We start from the raw sequence: 4,580 nt of genomic DNA, 5'->3' as shown, positions 1-4,580 counted from the left end.
CACCAGCGGAGCTCTCGTCCAACCCTTGTACCCCCACACGTGCGCGGCACCTGCCGCGTGCGGGTGGGCGAGCGGGGCTCTCGTCCCACCGAGGCGCGCGAACGGGGCTCTCGTCCAACCCGCGGGGTGCGGAGAGTGGGGTCAGTCGACCTCGGCCATGACCTCGTCGGAGACGTCGAAGTTGGAGTAGACGTTCTGGACGTCGTCGGAGTCCTCCAGCGCCTCGATCAGACGGAAGATCTTCCGCGCGCCGTCGGCGTCCAGCTCGATCTGCATCGACGGGATGAACGTCTGGTCGGCCGAGTCGTAGTCGATGCCGGCCTGCTGCAGGGCGGTGCGCACGGCGACGACGTCACCGGCCTCGCTGATCACCTCGTAGGACTCGCCCAGGTCGCTGACCTCCTCGGCGCCGGCGTCCAGCACGGCCATCAGGACGTCGTCCTCGGTCAGCTCGCCCTTGGGCAGCAGCACGACGCCCTTGCGGGTGAACAGGTAGGCCACCGAGCCGGGGTCGGCCATCTGCCCGCCGTTGCGGGTCATCGCGGTGCGGACCTCGGTCGCGGCCCGGTTCTTGTTGTCGGTGAGGCACTCGATCAGCACCGCGACACCGTTCGGGCCGTAGCCCTCGTAGGTGATCGACTGGTACTCGGCGCCACCGGCGTCGGCCCCGGAGCCGCGCTTGTGCGCGCGGTCGATGTTGTCGTTGGGGACCGAGCTCTTCTTGGCCTTCTGGATCGCGTCGTAGAGCGTGGGGTTGCCGTCGGGGTCTCCCCCGCCGGTGCGCGCCGCGACCTCGATGTTCTTGATCAGCTTGGCGAACATCTTGCCGCGACGGGCGTCGATCACGGCCTTCTTGTGCTTGGTCGTCGCCCACTTGGAGTGACCGCTCATCGGCTAATCTGCCCACCTCTCGTCTCGTGCGGGCCACGGGCGAACCGCGGCCGGGCAGACCCGGCACGTACGGCGCAGCCGCGGCGGGGACCTGCAGGAACCTCTCGATGCTACCGGCGCGGCACGGTCACGGTCCGTCCCCCCGGCCGGGCGATCCCAGCCGGGCGACCACGGCCACGCCCCGGGCCGGCTGTCGGGGTCGCGGGATAGGGTCGCCGCAAACGACCACGGTTCTCACCGCGGTCGGGTCGGAAGGAGTACTCAGTGGTGATCGGAGCATTGGCCGGCCGGGCGGCGGGGCTGGTCGTCAGCGGGCTCGCCGGCGCGGTCGCGTACGACGGCGTCAAGCGCGTCGCGCAGTCCGGTGCCGTGCGCAGCGCCGCGGTCACGGTGACGTCCTGGGGCCTGATCGGCGCCCGCGCGGCCGAGACCGGTGCCGAGCGCGCCCGCCTGGCCACCGCCGACATCGTCAGCGAGGCCCGGGACAAGATCGGCGAGCAGACCCCCGCCCCGGGCGCGGCGGCGGACACCGGGCACGGTCACGAGCACTGAGATGGCGCCCTCCCGCGACGACGTCCGCACCGTCAGCGACGCCGCCGGGCGGGTCCGGTTCTCCGTCCCGTCCCTGCGCGGCCGGGTCGGTACGGCGGTCGCGGTGGAGGACGAGGTCGACCACGTCACCGGCGTCCGCCAGGTGCATGCCTACCCGCGCACCGGCAACGTCGTCGTCTGGTACCAGGAGCAGCGCTGCGACCGCACGGAGCTGCTCGAGGCGGTGCACAAGGGCCTCGGCGCCGATCCGGACGCCACCGCGGCCCGCTCGCCGCGCTCGGCCGACGTCGGGAACACCGAGCTGGTGCGCCTGGTCGTCGGCGGGGTCGCCCTGGCCGCGCTCGGCGTCCGCCGCTACGGCCTGCGCCGGCCCCCGATGCTCGGGCCGGCCAGCCGCACCGTCGCCACCGGCGTCACGATCTTCACCGGGTACCCGTTCCTGCGCGGCGCCGTGGCCTCGCTGACCGGCGGGCGCGGCGCGGGCACCGACGCGCTGGTCTCCGCGGCCACCGTGGCCAGCCTGGTGCTGCGGGAGAACGTGGTCGCGCTGACCGTGCTGTGGCTGCTCAACATCGGCGAGTACCTGCAGGATCTGACGCTGCGCCGGTCCCGGCGCGCGATCTCCGAGCTGCTCACCGGGGCGCAGACCCGCACCTGGATGCGGGTGGCCTCACCGGACGGCACGGCCACCGAGATCGAGGTCGACATCGCCGACGTCGCGACCGGCGACGAGGTCGTCGTGCACGAACACGTGGTGCTGCCGGTGGACGGCGAGATCGTCGACGGGGACGGTGTCGTCGACCAGGCCGCGATCACCGGTGAGCAGCTGCCGGTCACGGTCGGGCCCGGCACCACGCTGCACGCCGGGTCGGTGCTGCTGCGCGGGCGGATCGTCGTGCGCGCCACCGCCGTCGGCCGCGACACCGCGATCGGGCGGATCATCGACCGGGTCGAGCAGGCGCAGGACGACCGCGCCCCGATCCAGACCATCGGGGAGAACTTCTCCCGCCGGTTCGTGCCCGCCTCGTTCGTGCTCTCGGCGCTGACGCTGCTGGCCACCCGGGACGTCCGGCGCGCGATGACGATGCTGCTGGTCGCCTGCCCGTGCGCGGTCGGCCTGTCCACCCCGACCGCGATCAGCGCCGCGATCGGCAACGGCGCCCGCCGCGGCATCCTGATCAAGGGTGGCGCGCACCTGGAGGCCGCCGGACGGGTCGACGCGGTCGTGTTCGACAAGACCGGCACGCTCACCCTGGGCCGTCCGGTCGTCACCAACGTGATCTCCTTCGACGACGCGTGGTCGCCCGAGCAGGTGCTCGCCAACGCGGCCAGCTCCGAGATCCACTCCCGGCACCCGCTGGCCCAGGCCGTGATCCGCTCCACCGAGGAGCGCCGGATCGAGATCCCGCCGCACGAGGAGTGCGAGGTCCTGCTCGGGCAGGGCATGCGCGTGCAGTCCGACGGCCGGACCCTGCTGATCGGCAGCGTGGAGCTGCTGCGCAAGCAGAAGGTGCCGGTCAGCCGCAAGGCCGCGGACTGGGTGCGCCGGCTGCGCCGCGACACCGAGACGCCGCTGCTGCTCGCCGTCGACGGCGCGCTGGTCGGACTGGTCTCGTTGCGCGACACCGTGCGCAGCGAGTCCCGCGAGGTGCTCGACGCCCTGCGCGCCGACGGCGTGAAACGGATCGTGCTGCTCACCGGGGACCACCCGGCGACCGCGGCCGCGGTCGCCGCCGAGCTGGGCATCGACGAGTACCGCTCCCAGGTCATGCCCGAGGAGAAGCAGGACGTCGTCCGGACGCTGCGGGAGGAGGGCTTCACCGTCGCGATGATCGGCGACGGCACGAACGACGCCCCGGCCCTGGCCCTGGCCGACATCGGGATCGCGATGGGCGTGGCCGGTACCGACGTGGCCGTCGAGACCGCCGACGTCGCGCTCGCCGCGGACGACCTGCGGGCCCTGCTCGACCTGCGCGACCTGGGACGACGCAGCATCACCCTGATCCGGCAGAACTACGGCATGTCGATCGCGGTCAACGCGGCCGGGCTGCTGGTCTCCGCCGGGGGCGCGCTGTCACCGGTGGTCGCGGCGATCCTGCACAACGCCTCCAGCGTCGCCGTCGTCGGCAACAGCTCGCGGCTGATCCGCTACCGCCTGGACGAGCGCGCCACCTGAAGCCCCCGTGGGCCGGGGCGGGTCAGCGGGCGGCGCGGACCATGTCGACGAACAGGCCGTGGACGCGGCGGTCGCCGGTCAGCTCGGGGTGGAACGACGTGGCCAGGACCGGGCCCTGACGGACGGCGACGGGCCGTCCGGCCGCCGGGCCGGGGTCCTCGCCCTCGCTGGTCACGTACGGCACGCTCGCGAGCACCTCGACGTTCCCACCTGCCTTCTCCACCCAGGGGGCGCGGATGAACACCGCGTGCACCGGGCCACCCTCGAGGTCGCGGAACTCCAGGTCGGTCTCGAACGAGTGGACCTGCCGGCCGAACGCGTTGCGCCGCACCACCACGTCCAGGCCACCGAGCTGGTGCTGGTCCGAGCGCCCGTCCAGGATCCGGTCCGCGAGCAGGATCATCCCCGCGCACGAGCCGTAGGCCGGCATGCCCTCGCCCAGCCGGGCGCGCAGCGGCTCCAGCAGCTCGAACACGTCGAGCAGCTTGCTCATCGTCGTCGACTCGCCGCCGGGCAGCACGAGGCCGTCGACGGCGTCGAGCTCCGACGGGCGCCGGACCGGCACCGGCCGCGCCCCGCAGGCGGTCAGCGCGTCCAGGTGCTCGCGCACGTTGCCCTGCAGCGCCAGCACTCCGACGGTCGGGAACGACATGGGTCGAGGATAACCCCGTCCTACCTGCGGTAACCGGCCGTACGGGGGTGAGCCGTGGCACCGTCCGGCGGTGTCGCCGTCCCGGTCCGCGCCGGATTCTGGTGGGGTCGGCGGATCCCGCGCCGGCGGCCGCGGGCAGAGGGGTCGGTATGAACATCGGACGCACCATCCGGGTGTTCCGGGCCGAACCCGTCGTCAGCCCGGTCCCCGAGCCCGCCCCGACACACGCGCCCACACCGGCGCCTGCGGCACGGCGGGTCCCCGAGGTCGCGCACGAGCCGCCGGCGGACGTCGACGCCGGACCGGCTG

Annotated in this window: 4 protein-coding genes; 2 read left to right on the top strand and 2 right to left on the bottom strand. The window is 73.5% G+C overall.

All coding sequences use genetic code 11. The annotated features are described in order from the left end of the window. Nucleotides 1–141: 141 nt before the first annotated feature. Nucleotides 142–891: a YebC/PmpR family DNA-binding transcriptional regulator gene (locus I4I78_RS30615; protein WP_218614992.1), complete on the bottom strand. Its 750-nt coding sequence runs from the start codon at nt 889–891 to the stop codon at nt 142–144. Between the two features lie 267 nt (nt 892–1,158). On the opposite strand from I4I78_RS30615, the gene I4I78_RS30610 reads away from it, so the two are divergent. Further along, entirely contained in the window at nt 1,159–1,443 is a 285-nt protein-coding gene (locus tag I4I78_RS30610) for a DUF1490 family protein (RefSeq protein ID WP_308252454.1), read from the top strand. Nucleotide 1,444: 1 nt separating this feature from the next. Then, nucleotides 1,445–3,619, top strand: coding sequence for a cation-translocating P-type ATPase (locus tag I4I78_RS30605; protein ID WP_218614991.1), 2,175 nt, complete (start codon nt 1,445–1,447; stop codon nt 3,617–3,619). Nucleotides 3,620–3,641: 22 nt separating this feature from the next. Here I4I78_RS30605 and pdxT read toward each other — a convergent pair whose 3' ends face one another. Next, the gene (gene pdxT / locus I4I78_RS30600) at nt 3,642–4,271 is read right to left on the bottom strand and encodes a pyridoxal 5'-phosphate synthase glutaminase subunit PdxT (protein ID WP_218614990.1); all 630 of its coding nucleotides are present in this window, start codon (nt 4,269–4,271) and stop codon (nt 3,642–3,644) included. Nucleotides 4,272–4,580: the final 309 nt, after the last annotated feature.

Source organism: Pseudonocardia sp. KRD291 (assembly GCF_019263595.1).
Lineage (GTDB): Bacteria > Actinomycetota > Actinomycetes > Mycobacteriales > Pseudonocardiaceae > Pseudonocardia.
Note: the sequence above shows the minus strand (reverse complement) of the source record. Positions and strands in the feature narration are given on the sequence as shown.

Bases quoted from the DNA above. Each gene is read 5' to 3' on its own strand.
- I4I78_RS30615 (WP_218614992.1), bottom strand. From the start codon at position 891: ATGAGCGGTCACTCCAAGTGGGCGACGACCAAGCACAAGAAGGCCGTG.
- I4I78_RS30605 (WP_218614991.1), top strand. From the start codon at position 1,445: ATGGCGCCCTCCCGCGACGACGTCCGCACCGTCAGCGACGCCGCCGGG.
- pdxT (WP_218614990.1), bottom strand. From the start codon at position 4,271: ATGTCGTTCCCGACCGTCGGAGTGCTGGCGCTGCAGGGCAACGTGCGC.